General features: G+C 38.5%; 1 protein-coding gene. It reads right to left on the reverse strand.

From position 1 onward, the window contains the following. Positions 1-948 (reverse strand): TonB-dependent siderophore receptor (locus V7K89_RS05940; RefSeq protein ID WP_335185240.1); only part of this gene is annotated, 948 nt, incomplete at both ends.

Below are 948 nucleotides of genomic sequence, written 5' to 3' on the forward strand. Positions count from 1 at the left end.
TCGGGTTTGTCTAAATAAGTCAAACCCCACCAAAAGTTTATGTTTTATATTACCAGTGTTAAAATCACCAATAACATGAGTATCTATTGTATAAGCTTCATACTCTGTTGGCTTTGGAAAAGTAGTCAGATCTCTTTCGACAGTGCGGTTGTCTGCTTCCAGTAGACTGGTGACAGATGTTTCACGTAAATCAAGGGTTAAAAATGCAGCTTGAAATGAATTACTAATAGACCAGTTATCGTTAAAGCGATGTTCTAGATTGTAATTATATCTATGAAGCTGGCGGTTAAAGAAATCAGTCGGTTCCCCTAAAAAACGGTTAATAGGGATTTTGCCATTTGGGTTAGGAAGTATAGTTGCACTAGCAATCTGCTCCAAACCAGTACCTAGCGACTGCTGTGTGTCTTCATATTCTGAATCAAAAGTTAGATTTGTATTTTTCCCTATACGCCAATTAACAACAGGCGAAACGAAAAAACGCTTTTCATTATAAAAATCAGTAAAGTCTTCTGTGGTTCTGTAAGAAGTGTTTAAACGATACGACAGACTGCCATCTTTTGTCACAGGCCCAGAAAGGTCAAGTGAAGGTTGAAAAAGTTCATAAGCACCACGCCTTACCTCTAAAGCATAGTAAGGCTGACTCAAAGGCTTTTTAGTAACTACATTAATGATCCCACCGGGATTGACTTGACCATAAATTACAGAGTTTGGTCCTCTAACAACTTCTACTCTATCTATATTTGTCAGCGAACTTGAAAGAGCAGCAACATCTGCAAAGCGGTCTTTGACACCGTTTCTATAAACGTTTCTGGCTCTAAAACCTCGAATAGAAAAAGTGTCTGCAATTCGAGATGAAAAATTATTTTGGACAACGCCAGCATTTGAGAGTATCCCAATTAAGTTACGCGGTTGTTGGTCTTCGATAACCTGCTGAGGAATCACCTGAAC

This window comes from Nostoc sp., from assembly GCF_036917515.1.
In the GTDB taxonomy this organism is placed as follows: Bacteria; Cyanobacteriota; Cyanobacteriia; order Cyanobacteriales; family Nostocaceae; genus Nostoc.